This is a genomic window from Lacticigenium naphthae DSM 19658 (genome assembly GCF_000425865.1).
Taxonomy (GTDB): domain Bacteria; phylum Bacillota; class Bacilli; order Lactobacillales; family Carnobacteriaceae_A; genus Lacticigenium; species Lacticigenium naphthae.
This window is the reverse complement of record NZ_KE384467.1, coordinates 1-14,629: the sequence shown is the minus strand read 5'-3', so window position 1 is coordinate 14,629 and position 14,629 is coordinate 1. Positions and strand designations below refer to the sequence as shown.

Below are 14,629 nucleotides of genomic sequence, written 5' to 3'. Positions count from 1 at the left end.
GAGTTTAACTTGGTACAAAACATTCCAAAAGATTTCATTTTAGGAGCTGCTTCATCAGCTTGGCAGACAGAAGGATGGGTAGGAAAAAAAGAAACACAAGATTCTTTTTTAGACAGTTGGTTCAAAAATGAATCATTTGTCTGGCATGAAGGAAGAGGACCTGACGTGGCCACAAATTTCTATGAAAAATATCCCGAGGATATTGCGCACATGAAAGAAATAGGATTGACACACTACCGAACTTCTATAAATTGGTCACGTTTCTTCATTGATTATGAAAAAGGGATAGTAGATGAAGAATATGCTGACCATATTGACAGGGTTATTGACGAACTATTCAATGCAGGAATCGAACCGATGCTGTGTCTGGAACATTACGAAGTACCAACTTACTTAATGGACAAGTATGGTGGTTGGGCATCTAAGAAAGTAGTCGAATTATTCGTGGACTATGCTCAAATAGCCTTTGACCGCTATGGAGATCGTGTGAAACAGTGGTTTACATTCAATGAACCCATTGTGATTCAAACACGTGTCTATCTAGATGCTATCCGTTGGCCTCATGAACAGAACACAAAAAAATGGATGCAGTGGAACCACCATAAAGTATTGGCGACAGCTAAAGTTGTCCAAGTATTTCATGAAGGAGGGTACGAAGGTCGAATCGGAGTGGTATTAAATCCGGAAGTAACCTATCCACGTTCTTCATCGCCAGCTGATAAAAAAGCAGCAGAAATATATGATTTGTTCTTTAATCGGGTTTATTTGGATCCATTGGTCAAAGGAAGTTATCCTTCTGAACTGGTTCAATTACTTGAGCACCATCAAATCATGTTTGACCATACGGAAGAAGAGCTAGAAATCATCAGACAAAATCCAGTTGACTTTTTAGGCATTAATCTCTATTTCCCTAAAAGATTAAAGGCTCCTCGTTATGAATGGAACAAAGATACTCCTTTCCATCCTGAAATGTATTATGAAAACTTTGAGCTTCCTGGTCGTAGAATGAATAAATCCAGAGGATGGGAAATATACCCAGAGTTGATGTTTGATATGGCTATGCGTATAAAAGATGAATATCACAACATTCCGTGGTTGATTACGGAGAATGGAATGGGAATTGAAGGAGAAGAGAGATTCCAGGACGACAATGGACAGGTACAAGACGATTATCGGATTGACTTTATTCGCATGCATTTGAACCAGTTGTTGAAAGCTGTGGAAGCTGGATCGAGTTGTGAAGGCTATATGCTCTGGGCATTCACTGACTGTGTATCCCCAATGAATGCATTCAAAAATCGTTATGGTCTAGTTCGGATCGAGTTGGATGATGAACGCACACGGTCGTTGAAAAAATCAGGTGAGTGGTATAAGCAAATCATTCAAGAAAGAATACTAAAATAATAAGGATAAAGCACTCTTCTTGAAACCGAAGGAGAGTGTTTTATTTTTAATAGGTAGCTTTTTTTGATTTGTAAATGTTAAACTATACATATATAAAATTGACAAGACAAATTGGAGTGAGAAGATGGTTAAATACAAAGTCATCGCTGATGAGATTCGCAAACGTATCAATCAGGGGAAGTATATACCCGAAACACGCTTGCCGAATCAGAATGAATTGGTAGACGAGTTTAATGTCAGCCGAGTTACGATTAAAAAAGCAATCGATTTACTTACTTCTGCTGGATTAGTCTATTCTATCCAAGGATCAGGGACTTATGTAAAGAAGAACGCTTTGAATCTATCCTCTTCAAGTATAAAAATTGGTCAAAATGTGGGGCTGACAACTGCCGCAAGTGAAAATTTGAAATTAGAAAGCAAGGTGTTGAGTTTTTCTGTCCGCTTTCCTACTGAGGAAGAAACTGAAAGATTGTTGATATCGAGTGAAACGCCTTTATATGAGATCCACCGGTTGCGTATTTTAGATGGGAAGCCTTATTCGATTGAATACACGATGATCCCTGTGTATGTAGCACCCAAATTGTCTTCGGAAGTTTTAGCCAAATCTTTGTACAATTATTTGCGTAAAGAAGCAGGGATCGTATTCGGAGATAATCGTCAAACGATAAAAGCAGCAAGACCGACCGATTTGGACAAGAAGTTTTTGAATTGTACCGAAATGGACCCCATTTTACATGTCGAAAAAATTATGTTTACGGAGAATGGCTCCCCTTTTGAGTTCTCAGTAGTTCATCATCGTTACGATATGGTGGAGATGTCTTTCATTAATTCTCAAGGAAAATAAAATCAAATCAAATGATGTGAAAAGGAGAGTCCGCTCTCCTTTTTTTTTATGCGTTAGTGTAGTCCAGTAATGCTTTGTATACTTCTGTTAAAATGAAATAACGTGTCCTGCGGGTTCTAAGTTTCTCAAAGGAACGGCAACTCAAACTAAAATGGAAGAGAATGGGAGTCTATCTGCAGGAGTTTTGTCCATCTTCACTTAAACTCCTTCAGTTTATCTGTTATCTAAAGAAGTTTCGTCCATATTCACTTAAACTTCTTCAGATTCTATGCACAATCGTATGATCAAGTTCGTTAGCACTGTCCCATTCCGGGAAAAGGTCCTATTTTTGCTGGAAACAGAGCGGCTTAAAAAGCTTTCCTTCGTGTCTAGATTTTCGACCCTTGACTCTTGGAAAAAAAGATACCTCCACCCCATTGCGCAGGATGCTCATTCGGGGGTGGAGGTATCTTTTTTTACAGAGTCAGATCAGGGTCAAAAAGCTTTTTTTCTTGTCTAGCTTTTTAAGCCTGTTTCTGTGCAAAAAAGATACCCTTCCCCATTGCGCAGGATGCTCATTCAGGGGATAGTGTCCTATTTTTGCTGGAAACAGAGCGGCTTAAAAAGCTTTCCTATTTTTTGAAGAGTAAAAATTTGTGTATTGAAAGAGATATCGAGTAAAATAAGGATAAGCGAAGTGGGTAATGTATCAATTGTAAGGGAGGAGGCTGGCACATGCCTAATGAAGAGTTTGATTTACATGTAGAGTTGGATTTAGCTAATGATAGTCGAAATAAGTTAGCGTTGTTTGAGGAAATCGTGAAAAAGCTCAGCTTCAGAACGGGAGTAAAGCCTGAAAAAATCATGGAAGCCATGAAAATAAGGGAAGCAATGAGTACGACAGGTTTTGGGAACGGTTTGGCAATTCCGCATGGGGAAGTGGAGGATTTAGACTCCGCACACCTCTTTTTCTTCCGACTTCTTCATCCGGTCGAATGGGATTCGATGGATGATGATCCGGCCCATCAGATTTTTGTCATCCTTGTTCCAAAAGAAGGAGACAGTACGATTCACCTAAAACTCCTTTCACGGTTGGCCTATAATTTGATGGATAAGGAGTATCAACGCCAAATCAATGAGGTACAAGATAAAGAAAAAATGCGTGAGTTGATCATGGAAATGACGAAATTGGCAGAATGATTGTTTAGAAAATCAGTGAGGTCAACACCAGCGAATAGTCTATTAAAAACTAGTCGAGGGAAAAATTGCGTAGGCAACGACTGAGGAAGGGATACCAGTATGAAAATCATAGCAATTACAGCGTGTGCGACAGGTGTTGCCCATACGTATATGGCTAAAAAAGGCTTAGAGGATGCAGCCAAAAAGTTGGGGCACGAAATTAAAATCGAAACGCAAGGAGCTGCGGGCATCGAAAACGAGTTGACGGCTGAAGACATTGAATGGGCAGACATCTTAGTGCTGGCTGTCGATGTGGAAATAGCGAAACGCCATCGTTTTCATTCGATCAAGAAAGTCGAAGTTCCAGTCACCATGGCCATTAAAAGTCCCGAGCCCTTATTGAAAAAAATTTCGGCAAAACTAAACGGGTAGGAGTGGAAGTAGATGAAAATCAGACGAGCGTTGATGACGGGTGTTTCGTACATGTTGCCGTTTATCGTGTTTGCGGGGATGACGATCGCATTGTCAGGGATGTACGTACAGTATATATCGGCAGATACAGCGGCGGTCACAGCGTTGAACGGATTTGCCTGGACGATCATGGATCTGATCCCGGCTATTTTTGGAGCCTACGTTGCGTATGCGATCGGAGATAAAATGGCCTTGGCGCCAGGATTCATCGGTGGCTATATCGCGTCTCACCCAGTCACAGAAAGTGCGGCCGCTAGTGGATTTTTAGGCGGATTGGTCGCGGGGCTCATCGCAGGGTATTTGGTATTGCAACTGAAAAAAGTCAAGTTGCCCGAATTTTTAGAACCCATCAAAAAGACATTATTTATACCTATTTTAACGGGCTGGGCATTGTATTGGGTGATGGGGTACCCGATTTCATTGACAGTCGGTGTACTGAACGAGTGGATCATCCGCGCGCTCATTCAGCTCTCTGAAATGCCCGAATATGCATTCTTGCTCGGAGCCATCCTCAGTGCCATGTGCGCGATCGACATGGGTGGTCCGATAGGCAAAATTGCGATCACGTTCGTCTTTGCGGTGTGGAGCGATCCGAGTGGAATTGGCTTTGTAGTCAATGCCGCTGTGTTCCCGGGAATCATGGTTCCCTCCCTATCTGTAGGAATTGCCGCATTGCTAGCCAAACATAAATATACAAAAGCAGAAATTCAGATGGCGCCCGGTTCAATACTTTCCGGGATCGTAGGGATTACAGAACCCTCATTACCTTACGCCATCAAAGATCCAGTTCGCGTCATTGGCTCCAATGTGATAGGGGCTGCAGTTGGCGGAGCGATCATGATGGGATTTGGCGTATCAACATCAGGCGTTTCCGGAGTTTTTGGAATGCCCATGGCCTCGAACTTACCCATCTTCTTACTCGCGATCGGCGTCGGAGTTGCCATATCCGTCACAACACAAATCGCATTGAAACAACCCGTCTCTGCAGAAGACATAGACCCAGCAATGTATGAAGACTTCGAAATAGAAATAACAGACTAAAACAGAAAAGTTTTTCGACCCTGCTCTGACTCTGTAAAAAATAGGACCTCCACCCCTGAATGAGCATCCTGCGCAATGGGGGAAGGGTCCTATTTTATTTGAAAAGAAATCTCGGATATGGTGTAGAATAGTAGGAAGAAGATAAATAAAAAACAAAGAGTAGAGTTTAATACCAATTAAAGTATGCTGTAACGTTCACATATATTTATCGTCTAAATAGTAAGGGGGAGGTAATGATGAATTTTAAATTTTCATTTTTTGCTTAAATGATACAAGTGAAAAAGCTGATAATGATAGTGGAGTTAAGGTGGGCGGTTCTTCGGAGGATGCCATTCCCAAGCCGCCAAGTCTAACCGTTCATGTTGGAGAAGAGACTGTTAGACCATCACTCGGTACATATAGTTGGAGTGTAGATAATGGGGACGGGACAGCGAATGCAATAGAGGCAGATTCTTTTGCACCACCAGAACTGGTTAAAGATAATAATTCAATGCAAGTAACAGCAGATACGAATGTTGAATTAGTTTTCGAAAAACAGCCAGAAAGTTATACCGTGAGAATATGGGATAACAATAACAAAGTTGTAAAAAGCTCAAATAAGGTTGTTCTGTCTGGTAAAGGAAAAATTATTTACGAGGTGTTGGCACATTGGGAAAAAGGTACTGCAAGTTATGCCTTTTCTCTAACTATTGAATAGCTTCATTGTTACGCTAATGGGTAGCTTTAGTAACACAAATTAAAGAAGGCAACTAATTAAAACAGCCCTTAGATAAATAGGGCTGTTTTTTTTACACCGATACTTTTCCGGTTTTGTTCCTTTACATATCAACACAATCGTTTAACATAGCCTTTTAAAAAAAGCACCTACATGGAAGTAGATGCGTCAACGCGGACTCAATTATCACCTGTGATCCCAAATAAAATGATCCTAGAGGGATTCGAACCCCCGACCTAACGTTTAGGAAACGTTTGCTCTATCCACCTGAGCTATAGGACCGTACCCTTCATTTTCTCATGATTCCGTGCAAAAGTCTAGCTTAAATCGCAAACAAGCAATTTAAAGCCCCATACGGTATAATAGATTCAGACAAAAATAAGAAAGGAGCTAGATCAGTGGAAGGATTTAAAGAGGCACGATCGATCGACGAATTAAAAGAATTTACAGCCCAGAACGACCTGGCTTTCATCTTTTTCTATGGAACAAACTGCTCAGTGTGCCATGCAGTGTTGCCTCAAATCAAACCGATTTTAGAAAAATACCCGCAAATCAAAACGATGCAAGCCAATATCGAAGAGATGCCTGAAATCTCGGGGGAATACACGATTTTTACCATCCCGGTATTGCTATTATTTGCAGAAAATCGCGAAGTTATGCGGTTTGCCCGTTTCGTGGAAATGGATAAGCTGGATAGACAGTTGGATAAAATCACCGAGGCTTTTGCGGTGTAATCAAAAAAATCTGTTGGATACCCAACAGTACACTGGACTGCAGGCAAAGGGAAACAGGAACGGTTGCTGGAATCTAGTTGACCGTTTCTCCGATTGGGAAATTTTTCAATTTTTTGATAATACGGTATACTAGAGACAAATCTATGAAATGGAGTAAAGAAAATGAGAGTAGAGACAAAATGGCAAGGTAAAATGGGATTTGTAACAGAAAACGAACTGGGTAAATCATTTAAAATGGATGCTGTCGAAGCCTCTGGTGGTCTAGGTGACGGCGTTTCTCCAATGGAAGCTTTACTTGGTGCATTAGCTGGCTGTACATCTATGGATATGGTAGCTATGTTGCGTCGTTTTGTAGAAGATGGCAAAATAACGGATATGAAAGTTGAATCAAGAGCGAAACAAAACGAAGAACACCCACATTACTTTACTGACATCGAAATGACTTGCGTGATCAACGGAGACGTTCCGGCTGACCGCGTTTGGCGCGCTTTCCGTATGAGTGAGGAAAAATATTGTTCCGTGCGTAATTCTATGAAATCAGATGTGACATTGAAAGTAGTCTTAAACGGGGAAGAAGTTCCTGAAAAAAATTAAACTCATTTTTACAAAGGGGTCAAGAGCATGGCTACAGTGAATGTGACATTTCAATCCCGTTCGCTCTATCGTAAGGTCCAGTTTACAGCGATCATTCCCACGCGGACAAAATCGTTGTACGATCCAAAAGATACGCAGGAGTCAGAAACTGGACCGTTTCCTACCTTGTATTTGTTGCATGGATGGGACGGAAACCAGGAAGACTGGATCCAGAATACGCGTATCGTGGAATTAGCCAATCAATTTGGGATCGCAGTGGTGATGCCGGCGGGGGAAAACAGTTTTTATATCGATCATCCCAATGGTGATGCGTATGGACAACTGATTGGAGAAGAATTGATCACGGAATCGAGACATCTTTTCCCGTTATCCACAAGCAGAGAAGATACATGGATAGCAGGGTTGTCAATGGGTGGATACGGAGCGTTGCGCAATGGCTTGAAGTATGCTGATACATTCGGCAAAGTCGCGGCGTTTTCCAGTCGGGTCTTTAGACGCACGGACAAAAAGAGGATGGACGAACAGAATGCAATCGACAAACGATTGAAAGCTGCTCTAGGCGCTTCGAGTTATGCAGGCATGCCGGAAGAGATGGATGTGGAGTGGCTATTGCTGCACACTGACAACATGCCCGAATTGTTTGTAGCGTGTGGGAGTGAAGACTTTTTGATTGAAGAAAATCGTGGCTTGCATGATTTTCTCATTGAAAATGAGATCGTCCATGAATTTGTGGAAGCACCCGGTGGTCACAACTGGGATTTCTGGAATGAAATCTTGCCGGGAACCATCGAATGGCTCGTCAAAAAGTAGCGGAAGGAAAAATTTCATCTGCCTTTTCTGAAAATCAGGAAGGTGCGTGTGCGTGAATCTACGTGCACGCATTTTTTTATGCGAAAGACCGGAAGGAATGATTTGCGCGCCACTCAGCTGGCAGAAGATAACAAAGTGTCGCGCATCCAGAGTGATCAGGACACTGAAAATCGGCAGGCGGTCTGAGTGTCCGATACCGCGTCGAATCAGGACAGTCAAAGATCAAAAACCATCGAAGTGTCGTGCAAGCTACCCGATCGCGTCACTTCTACAAAACCGAAGGGCTGAGTGTCCCCAAAGCGGCTGAATCTGGACACTCAGCCAGCCATTCTCTCTGTAAAGACCGGAAGGAGAAATCTGCGCGCCATTCAGCTAGCAGAAGATAACAAAGTGTCGCGCATCCAGAGTGATCAGGACACTGAAAATCGGCAGGCGGTCTGAGTGTCCGATACCGCGTCGAATCGCGACAGTCAAAGATAAAAAACCATCTCAGTGGCGCGCACCCTACCCGATCGCGCCACTTATCCAAGGCCGGAGAGCTGAGTGTCCCCAAAGGAGCTGGATCTGGACACTCAGCTAGTCATCCTCTCTGTAAAGACCGAAAGGAGGGTTTTGCGCGCCACTCAGCTGGCAGAAGATAACAAAGTGTCGCGCATCCAGAGTGATCAGGACACTGAAAATCGGCAAGCGGTCTGAGTGTCCGATACCGCGTCGAATCGCGACAGTCAAAGATAAAAAACCATCTCAGTGGCGCGCACACCACCCGCTTGCGCCACTCAGCTTCATTTGAGTAAAATAAGAAAGTTTAGTGAATCTTTTCGTGCGCGATTATTTCACTAGAGAAATTTATGCTATAGTGTGTAGAATAAGGAAAATACAATACATAGAAGTTAAACCCATTATGAAAGTAAAGGACGCTGTGAAACTTATGAAATACAAAGCCTTATCATTGTTACTTGCAACACTTCTCGCAGTGTTTTTATTATTGCCCGTGCGTTCATTGCGTATGGAACACAAAAAACATGCCGAATATACTGAGAAAGAACTGGCGCGCAAAGAACTCATTTCTGTAAAAGATGCGATTCAATTAGATTTGAATACCAGTTTACAGTATGCAGAATTCTTAGAGTTGTTTATTCAAAATAATCAAGAGCCCACCCAAGCAGAACTGGTAAAAGTAGCGCAGCTATTAAGAAATGATCATCATGCCATCGATTCGGTATCTTTGGCAAAAAACGGAGAGGTTTCTTTTGTCTACCCCTTACAAGGAAATGAAGCGGCCCTGGGGATGGATCTGTTAAGCGACCCAACACGAAGAGATGCGGTAATGGAAGCAATTGAAGAACGAACGGCGGTCGCCCAAGGACCCGTTCGTTCCAAAGCTGGAGGAAACAAGATTTTTAATCGCCAGCCCATCTATATTGGAGAAGAGGAAGAAAAGTTTTGGGGCATAGCCACCGTCGCGTTAGATTTTGATGACTTACTTGAACGCAATGGCATTGAAAAGCAGCAAGGTGATTATTATTTAGCCTTGAAAATTGAGGAAAACGCAACGGATAATGTGACCAATGTCATTTGGGGCTACCCGTATATTTTCGACAAAGACGCACTCAAAGAAACGATTTCTTTACCGAACGAAAGTTGGACCGTGGCTATTTATCCGCGGGAAGGTTGGGCGGGAATCAAAACCTTTTTTGTACGGGAAATGGTTTTTTATTACGCACTGATTTTATTGATTTTTATCTTCATGTACAAGTTTTCGCAGAGCTTTTTTGAAAAGCGGGAGCAAGCTCAAATGGATTTGTTGACGCAAACGCTGAATAAGCAGACTTTTGAAAATATGGTGCGGAATCGACTGCAGATCCCCTTTGCAAAAGGCGCCATAATCTTGATCGATTTGAATGAGTTCAAGCAGGTCAATGACCAACACGGGCATTTAGTCGGTGACCAGATTTTAAAAGAAGTTTCTGCGCGTATCAAAAATGTCCTTCGCCCAACAGATCAAATCGGGCGGATCGGCGGAGATGAATTTATGTTGTTCTTGAGAAACGCCGATTCAGCTTTAGATGTAAAACATATAATGAAATACGTATACGATGCCTTTTCTACACCCATTCAATTGAGAGATCAGGAGTTTAACATAGATTTTGAAATGGGCTATGCGCTGATCAAAAAAGAAAGAAGCTTTGAAGAGCTCTTTGAAAAAGCGGATCGACACATGTATATGTCCAAACGATTCAATAAAGTAGTGGATCAAAAACCCATTTAACCAGTTTGATCGATCAGAAAATGTAAACATGAAACGAGCGAGATGCCCTCTCACTCGTTTTTATTTATTTCGGGCACTCTTTTTCCTGAAGCAGGAACGACTTCCATCTTTTAGACTACTTCCTTGCCGCGAACTTTGTTAGAATGAAGTAAGCGTTTAAATACTGAAATGAAGAAGGAGAGACAGACAAATGAAATGGTGGCAAAATGCAGTAGTCTATCAAGTTTATCCCCGAAGTTTTCAAGATTCCAATGGTGACGGGATCGGCGATATCCAAGGGATCATTGAACGACTCGATCATATAGAAAAATTAGGTGCCGACGCCATCTGGCTCAGCCCCGTCTACCGATCCCCCAATGACGACAACGGCTACGATATCAGTGATTACCAAGCCATCCATCCCGATTTCGGCACGATGGAAGACATGGACCAGCTCATCGCAGAGGCCCGGACACGCGGTATCCGCATCGTCATGGATCTGGTCGTCAATCACACATCCGACGAACACAAATGGTTCCAGGAAGCCTTGAAAGGCAAAGATGATCCCTACCGCGATTACTATGTCTGGCGTGATCCGGTGAATGGTTCGGCGCCAAACGATCTGCGTTCTACCTTCAGTGGACCCGCATGGGAATACGACGAGCAGAGCAGTCAATACTACTTGCACATTTTCAGTAAGAAACAGCCCGATCTAAACTGGGAGAATCCGAAAATGAGACAAGAGGTGTATGACATGATGAACTTCTGGCTCGACAAAGGAATTGGCGGCTTCCGGATGGACGTCATCGATCATATCGGGAAAGTCCCCGATGAGAAAATCGTCGTCAATGGACCGAAATTACACGACTACATTCAAGAAATGAATGCGGCAACCTTTGGCAACTACGACGTGATGACCGTGGGCGAAACATGGGGGGCAACACCAGAAAATGCACCCCTGTATTCAGACCCCGACCGCAAGGAATTATCAATGATCTTCCAGTTTGAACACATCGGACTAGATGAACAACCGGGAAAATCCAAATGGGATCTAAGAGAGATGGATCTCGTCGAATTGAAACAAGTCTTCAACAAATGGCAAACAGAAATCGGCGAAAACAGCTGGAACAGTTTGTTCTGGAACAATCACGATACACCCCGCATTCTTTCACGCTGGGGAAATGACCAGGAATACCGTGTGCAAAGTGCCAAAGCATTCGCCATTCTCCTGCATCTGATGAAAGGCACACCGTATATTTATCAAGGGGAAGAAATCGGCATGGTGAATACACCGATCACCGCTATTTCTCAAGCCGATGATATCGAAACCATCAATTTCTATAACGAACGGCTGGAAGAAGGATACAGCAAAGAAGAAATCCTGCGTTCCATCAACGCGAAAGGACGCGATAATGCCCGCCGTCCGATCCACTGGACCAATGAAAAACATGGAGGCTTTACAACTGGCGAGCCGTGGTTGGCTTTGAATCCACGCGTAGAAGAAATCAATGTGGAAAAAGCGTTAGCAGATAAAGAATCTATTTTCTACACCTACAAGCGATTGATCCAACTGCGCAAAGATAATCCGATCATAGTGAAAGGATCCTTTACACTCCGTTTTCCTGACCATCCGGCAATTTTTGCGTACAAGCGTGAATGGGAAGACGAAAAGTGGCTAGTCATTGCGAACATGAGTGAAGAAACCATTCCGTTCGCACTGACGAAAGAACCGAAGGAGATCAAAGCAATCATCAGTAGCTATGAAAAAGAGACGTATGACTTAAACCAACTCGTTTTACGCCCATACGAAACCTTCGCAGCCAAAATAAAATAAAAATAAAGGTTTCGCCTGCCCGTTCTGACTCCGTAAAAAATAGGCGCTTTCCCCTGAATGAGCAGCCCGCGCAATGGGGAGGAGCGGTCTTTTTTTACGCCGGGTCAGGGCAGGAGAAACTAGCCCGAATAAAGGTTTCGCCTGCCCGTTCTGACTCCGTAAAAAATAGGTGCTCCCCCCTGAATGAGCAGCTCGCGCAATGGGGAGGAGCGGTCTTTTTTTACGCCGGGTCAGGGCAGAAGAAACTAGCCCGAATAAAGGTTTCTCTGCCCGTTCTGACTCCGTAAAAAAGGACTGGAGCGTAGCTGGATCTGCGCTCTGAGAGAAGAGAAGCAGCTAAGAGATATTAGTTGCTAAAAACACCAACTATTGTCAAACTTACAGTAACAAGCAACGAGAGGAGTGTAAGTGATGCATCCATTGATTCAACAAGGTTCTGCTTGGTCATTGACTGAAACAGGAACCGACAAGGAACAAATCAAGCAAAATGAAACGCTGTTTGCTCTGGCGAATGGTCATATCGGTACACGCGGAAGTCTGGAGGAAGCCAGTCGCACGCCCGATTATAGTTACAGCGAAGGCACGCTGATGAACGGGTTTTATGATACCGAACCGATCACATACGGAGAATGGGCCTACGGTTACGCCACCCATCACCAAACCGTTATCCCACTCCCCAACGGCAAACGAATCGAGATCAGTCTGGACGGAGAAACAGTTGATTTAGAGACAGGTGAAACGACGAATCACAAGCGAACATTGGATCTCAAAAAAGGAATGTTGACCCGTTCGTTTACATGGGAAAACGCCGTGCAGGTGGAGATCGAACGCTTTGTTTCGTATGATTATCCTGAATTGCTGGCGCAGCGCATTCAGATCACACCACTCGTTTCAAACAAAGAATTAACAGTCAAACTCGTGCTGGATGATTTGGCTGAAATGGGACGGGAAGCCAAGGGGGAAACGGATGTGGATCCCCGTATCAAGCAGCTGACAGCGCGTCGTTTTGATTCCCAAAAGCTGGAGTCTTCCATGGGGAAAATGTTGCATATTACAACGCACAATACTGGTTTGCACGCGCTAGTCGGGGCGATGACCTGCGCAGGCGACGAATGGACGCTATCGATTGAAAAGGATGCGAGCGAGACGTATGCTCTTCAAACGAAAGCTGATCAAACTGTCGAGTTGGAACGGTTTATCGGCTACAGCCCCATTTTCCATAAAAAAGAAGAAGCTTCCCAAGAAGTGGAAACGATGGAAATCTTGTTTGATGTGATCAAGGGACTGGGTTACGATCAGGTCCGCGCTAAACATGTGTATACGATGGAGAAATTCTGGGCGTTGAGCGATGTGGAGATCGATGGCGATGAGGCCTTGCAGGTCGGGTTGCGTTTCAATATTTTCCACTTGAACCAGGCAGCCGGACGCGACGGGAAAACGAATATGTCGGCGAAAGGCTTGTCGGGCGAAGGCTACGAGGGCCATTATTTCTGGGATACGGAAATGTATATGCTGCCGTTTTTCTTGTACACACAACCGGAAACGGCCAGGAAATTATTGCAGTACCGCCATAGCATCTTGCCGCAAGCACGCAAGCGGGCACGGGAAATGGCGATCAAAAAAGGTGCCTTGTTCGCCTGGCGGACGATCAACGGGGAAGAAGCTAGTGCGTATTACCCCGCTGGAACTGCCCAAGTGCATATCAATGCAGATATTGCCCACGCGGTGTATGCCTATATCCAGGCAACGGATGATGAAGTATTCGCGTACAACGAAGGGCTGGAAATATTGGTTGAAACTGCGCGTTTCTGGGTCAACTATGGCCACTTTGATGAACGCCGCGAGGGAGCTTTCGTTCTGAATACGGTCACCGGACCGGATGAATATACGGCTATCGTGAATAACAACTTCTATACCAATTTGATGGCCAAGCACAACCTGGACTATGCCTTGGAGACAGTCATGAAAGCTATTGCCAAAGAGTGCGGACTAGATGTCTTGGCTGAAATCGGTTTTGAAAAAGAAGAACTGGAACAATGGGCAGAGGCGTCTGAAAAGATGTTCTTGCCGTATGATAAAAAAACGAAGTTGACGATGCAGGACGACAGTTTCTTCCACAAAAAAGTCTGGGACTTCGACAATACACCGGCAAAAAAGTATCCGCTGTTACTGCACTATCATCCCTTGACCATTTATCGCCACCAAGTCTGCAAACAGGCAGACACGGTGTTGGCACAATTCTTGTTCTCGTGGGAATTCTCCACGGATCAAAAAGCGCGCGACTATGCTTACTATGAAGCCGTTACGACACACGACTCATCCTTGTCCCGGTCCGTATTCGGCATGATGGCAAGTGACATTGGTGATTTGGATAAAGCGTACAGTTACTTTATGGATACAGCCTTGATGGACATCACCGATATGCAAGCCAACACTAAAGATGGTGTCCACGCAGCCAACATGGGCGGAACGTGGATGAGCATGATCTACGGATTTGCGGGCTTACGCGTCTATGACGATACAGTGCATTTCACGCCGCAACTGCCTAAACAATGGCAGCGCATCGCATTCACGATCCAGTTTAAAGACCGGGAAATCGGCGTGACCATCACACCTAAAGACACCCGCTACATCTTACGCGAAGGAAAACCCCTGACCATATACCACAACGGAGCACCCAGACACATAGTCAACCACAAAAAATAGAGAGTGAAGCTTTGCGTCAAGAAATGAGGGGCTGGAGCAGGGCAGAACAAGATTCGCTAGAATCGGTGAA

General features: G+C 44.0%; 12 protein-coding genes and 1 tRNA gene. 12 read left to right on the top strand and 1 reads right to left on the bottom strand.

Annotated features, from left to right (window positions below; translation table 11 throughout):
• Positions 1–9 precede the first annotated feature (9 nt).
• The 6 genes from H626_RS0109770 (at position 10) to H626_RS0109745 (ending at position 5,615) form a co-directional block, all read left to right on the top strand.
• Positions 10–1,404 (top strand): glycoside hydrolase family 1 protein, encoded by a 1,395-nt coding sequence (locus tag H626_RS0109770; RefSeq protein WP_027109202.1) that lies wholly within the window; start codon positions 10–12, stop codon positions 1,402–1,404.
• Positions 1,405–1,528: 124 nt separating this feature from the next.
• Entirely contained in the window at positions 1,529–2,248 is a 720-nt protein-coding gene (locus H626_RS0109765; RefSeq protein WP_027109201.1) for a GntR family transcriptional regulator, read from the top strand.
• 714 nt (positions 2,249–2,962) lie between these two features.
• Positions 2,963–3,427: a PTS sugar transporter subunit IIA gene (locus H626_RS0109760; protein WP_027109200.1), complete on the top strand. Its 465-nt coding sequence runs from the start codon at positions 2,963–2,965 to the stop codon at positions 3,425–3,427.
• Positions 3,428–3,526: 99 nt separating this feature from the next.
• Entirely contained in the window at positions 3,527–3,838 is a 312-nt protein-coding gene (locus tag H626_RS0109755) for a PTS fructose transporter subunit IIB (RefSeq protein WP_027109199.1), read from the top strand.
• 12 nt (positions 3,839–3,850) lie between these two features.
• Positions 3,851–4,918, top strand: a complete 1,068-nt coding sequence (locus H626_RS0109750) for a PTS fructose transporter subunit IIC (RefSeq protein ID WP_027109198.1) — start codon at positions 3,851–3,853, stop codon at positions 4,916–4,918.
• 307 nt (positions 4,919–5,225) lie between these two features.
• A complete protein-coding gene (locus H626_RS0109745) occupies positions 5,226–5,615 on the top strand; it encodes a hypothetical protein (RefSeq protein ID WP_027109197.1) in 390 nt (129 codons plus the stop codon).
• A 226-nt stretch (positions 5,616–5,841) separates the two neighbouring features.
• Here H626_RS0109745 and H626_RS0109740 read toward each other — a convergent pair.
• Positions 5,842–5,915, bottom strand: a tRNA-Arg gene (locus H626_RS0109740).
• 116 nt (positions 5,916–6,031) lie between these two features.
• Here H626_RS0109740 and H626_RS0109735 point away from each other — a divergent pair.
• From H626_RS0109735 to H626_RS11080, 6 genes are all read left to right on the top strand, one after another.
• The gene (locus H626_RS0109735) at positions 6,032–6,367 is read left to right on the top strand and encodes a thioredoxin family protein (protein ID WP_027109196.1); all 336 of its coding nucleotides are present in this window, start codon (positions 6,032–6,034) and stop codon (positions 6,365–6,367) included.
• A gap of 162 nt (positions 6,368–6,529) precedes the next feature.
• Positions 6,530–6,961, top strand: a complete 432-nt coding sequence (locus H626_RS0109730) for an OsmC family protein (protein WP_027109195.1) — start codon at positions 6,530–6,532, stop codon at positions 6,959–6,961.
• A 27-nt stretch (positions 6,962–6,988) separates the two neighbouring features.
• Positions 6,989–7,771: an alpha/beta hydrolase gene (locus H626_RS0109725; RefSeq protein ID WP_027109194.1), complete on the top strand. Its 783-nt coding sequence runs from the start codon at positions 6,989–6,991 to the stop codon at positions 7,769–7,771.
• Between the two features lie 901 nt (positions 7,772–8,672).
• Positions 8,673–10,040, top strand: coding sequence for a sensor domain-containing diguanylate cyclase (locus tag H626_RS0109720; protein ID WP_027109193.1), 1,368 nt, complete (start codon positions 8,673–8,675; stop codon positions 10,038–10,040).
• Between the two features lie 190 nt (positions 10,041–10,230).
• On the top strand, positions 10,231–11,853 hold the full coding sequence (locus H626_RS0109715) for a glycoside hydrolase family 13 protein (RefSeq protein ID WP_027109192.1): 1,623 nt from the start codon (positions 10,231–10,233) through the stop codon (positions 11,851–11,853).
• A 411-nt stretch (positions 11,854–12,264) separates the two neighbouring features.
• Entirely contained in the window at positions 12,265–14,559 is a 2,295-nt protein-coding gene (locus H626_RS11080; RefSeq protein WP_051237938.1) for a glycoside hydrolase family 65 protein, read from the top strand.
• Positions 14,560–14,629 lie beyond the last annotated feature (70 nt).